Source organism: Streptomyces sp. NPDC058459, assembly GCF_042721685.1.
Taxonomy (GTDB): domain Bacteria; phylum Actinomycetota; class Actinomycetes; order Streptomycetales; family Streptomycetaceae; genus Streptomyces.
The window spans coordinates 1-2,795 of the sequence record NZ_JBHXLV010000373.1 but is presented as its reverse complement, the minus strand read 5'-3'; the positions used below and the strand labels follow the sequence as shown (position 1 = coordinate 2,795).

3 protein-coding genes and 1 pseudogene are annotated in these 2,795 nt (G+C 70.6%); 1 reads left to right on the top strand and 3 read right to left on the bottom strand.

Features of this window, described 5'->3' with window-relative positions; all coding sequences use genetic code 11:
* Positions 1-334, bottom strand: a 334-nt coding sequence (locus tag ACFWN1_RS32735) for an ATP-binding protein (protein ID WP_384370222.1), incomplete at its 3' end; no start/stop codon positions are given.
* On the opposite strand from ACFWN1_RS32735, the gene ACFWN1_RS32730 reads away from it, so the two are divergent.
* A complete protein-coding gene (locus ACFWN1_RS32730) occupies positions 281-805 on the top strand; it encodes a hypothetical protein (protein WP_384370219.1) in 525 nt (174 codons plus the stop codon). The genes ACFWN1_RS32735 and ACFWN1_RS32730 overlap by 54 nt on opposite strands.
* Positions 806-1,172: 367 nt before the next feature.
* On the opposite strand, the pseudogene ACFWN1_RS32725 reads toward ACFWN1_RS32730, so the two are convergent.
* Both ACFWN1_RS32725 and ACFWN1_RS32720 read right to left on the bottom strand, forming a co-directional pair.
* Positions 1,173-2,398: pseudogene (locus ACFWN1_RS32725) on the bottom strand (IS256 family transposase).
* A 90-nt stretch (positions 2,399-2,488) separates the two neighbouring features.
* A complete protein-coding gene (locus tag ACFWN1_RS32720) occupies positions 2,489-2,692 on the bottom strand; it encodes a hypothetical protein (RefSeq protein WP_384370216.1) in 204 nt (67 codons plus the stop codon).
* Positions 2,693-2,795 lie beyond the last annotated feature (103 nt).

Here is a 2,795-nt window from a genome sequence, read left to right as displayed (position 1 = left end):
CCCACCGGTCCGCGAGCTGGGAGACGATGAACAGCCCCCTTCCGCCCTCGTCCCCTTCCTGCGCGTGCCGCAGCAGCGGGGCGTTGCCGCCCGTGGCGGTGACCTCGATGGTGAGGACCTGGTCGAAGATGAGGCGGAGGCGGGCCGGTGGGGAGCCGTGGCGGACCGCGTGGCCGGCGAACTCGCTGACGATGAGCTGGCCGTTGACGCGGACGTCCTCATCGAGCCCCCACTCGCGCAGGTAGCGCTCGAGCGGGGCGAGCGGTACGCGATGCGAGCGGTGCGCGAGAGGGTCCCGCGCTGCGCGGAGGACCGGGGCTGGACGCTCTTCCACGCCGCGTCCGTCGCCCTGGACGACGTCGGCGTGCTGCTCGTCGGCGGCGCCGGGGCCGGCAAGACCACGGTCGCGCTCGAACTCGCCGCGCACCGCGCCGCCCGCCTGGTCGCGGCCGACCGCGCCGCCATCACCTGCGACGGCGAGCAGGTGGTCGGAATTCCGCTGTCGTACCGGGTCGCCTCCGGTACCGCCGCAGCACTCCCGCCCCACACCGGCCTCCACCCCGGCAGGCTGGCGGCAGCCGGCGGGTTCGGCGGCGGCCGCAAGGCGTCCTTCACCCCCGTGGCGCTGGCCGCCGCCCTACGCACCGGGGTTCGGGAGAGCGCGCCGCTGCGGCTGATGGTCCTGCCGCGGCTGAGCGACGACGACCGGCCGCCGGCCGCGACCCGCCTCGACCTCGCCCGGGCCTTGGCCGCGCCGGCGGCCGCGTGCTGCACTCCCGACGACGAGGACTGGCTCCAGTCGTAGTTCACCGGCCGTGCCCACGCACCCGGGGTGCTGCGCACACGCTCCGCCGGCATGCTGGACGACCTGTCCGAACGGGTCGCGGTAATCGGCCTGAGCACCGGCGTGCGCACGCCGCATCTGCTGGAAACCCTGCCGACCTCGTCACCGGGAGCCTGCCGTGACCCAGCGCATCGCCATCGTCGCGGCGCTGACTCTCGCACCTCCACCGGGGACAGGGGGCGGGGTCACTTCCCGGCGTCACGCGAGCCCTTCGCCGCGGTGGACTGCGCGCGGCCGGGAAACCCGGTCTGCGCGGTCCGGCCGCCAGGGTTCTTCGCACCTGAGGACGGGTCTGTCAAACGAGCGGTGTAACTCGGGTTGTTGAGGGCTACTGACGTGCTGCGGAGAGCCGGCCGTCGAAGGTGATGTCGAAGGCGTTCAAGGCTGTCTTCCAGCGCATGGTCCAGCGGGCCTGCCCCTTGCCGGTCGGGTCCAGCGACATGATCGCCATGTAGACGCACTTCAAGGCGGCCTGCTCATTCGGCAAGTGGCCGCGGGCCTTGACCGCCCGTCGGATCCGCGCGTTGACGGACTCGATGGCGTTCGTGGTGCAGACGATGTTGCGGATCTCGGTGTCGAAGCGGAGGAACGGGGTGAACTCCTCCCAGGCGTTCTCCCAGAGCCGGACGATTGCCGGATACTTCTTGCCCCACGTGTCGGCGACTCGGCGAACCAATCGAGTGCCGCGTCCTCCATCGCCGCGGTGTAGACGGGCTTGAGGAGCTTGGCGATCTTGTCCCAGTCCTGACGGGCGGCATAGCGGAAGGAGTTCCGCAGCAGGTGGACCACGCAGGTCTGCACGACGGTGCGGGGCCAGACGGCCTCGACCGCGTCGGGCAGCCCCTTCAGTCCGTCGCAGACCAGCATGAGGACGTCGTTCACGCCGCGGTTCTTGATCTCGGTGAGGATGTGCATCCAGTGTTTGGCACCCTCGCCGCCATCACCGGCCCACAACCCGAGGATGTCCCGCCGGCCCTCGGTCGTGACGGCCAAGGCCACATAGATGGGCCGGTTCGCCACGGCACCGTCGCGGATCTTCACGTGGATCGCGTCGATGAAGACCACCGGATAGACCGCGTCCAGGGGCCGGTTCTGCCACTCGGCCATGCCCTCGAGGACCTTGTCCGTGATCGTGGAGATCGTCTGGCGCGACACCTCGGCGCCATAGACCTCGGACAGGTGGGCCTGCACCTCGTCGGTCGTCAGGCCCTTCGCGGCGAGCGAGATGACCATCTCGTCGACGCCGGAAAGGCGTTCCCGGCGCTCCTTGACGATCTTCGGCTCGAAGGAGCCCTCGCGGTCGCGAGGCACGGATATCTCCACCGGGCCGACATCGGTCAGCACAGTCTTGGCTCGGGTGCCGTTGCGTGAGTTGCCGCCGTTCTTCCCGGCGGGATCGTGCTTGTCATAGCCGAGGTGGTCGGTGATCTCGCCCTCGAGAGCGGACTCCAAGAGCCGCTTGGTCAGCTGCTGGAGCAGCCCGCCCTCGCCGGTCAGCTGTAGGCCCTCGGCCTGGGCCCGACTCACGAGCTCGTCGATCAGCCGGTCGTCCATGGACGTCGGCACCACTGCCTCAGACGGCTCGACGGTCTCGGCCTCGGTCACGTTGTTGCTGGTCATCGATGCATCTTCCATGATCGGGAGTTACACCGAACGTTCTACAGTCCCGTCCCGGGCAGCACGGTCCTCCCGCGCCTTCTGCAACGCGGCGGCCCGAGTCGCTTCAGCGTCACGACACCGCTGCGCACGGGCCGCCTCGATCGCGGCCAGCGTCTCGTCCAGACCGGTCTCGACCTCGGGGAATGCCTGGCGGCTCAGTACGCGCATCGCGGCGGTCTGCCGCTCCACCGCGTCGCGATGGCCGGGTCCTCCGGGCGCGTTGACGCGGCCTCGCGGCGCGCTTCGCGGGCGCGGCGAGCGCTGTCGCCGCCGCGACCGGCTCCGCCTCCAG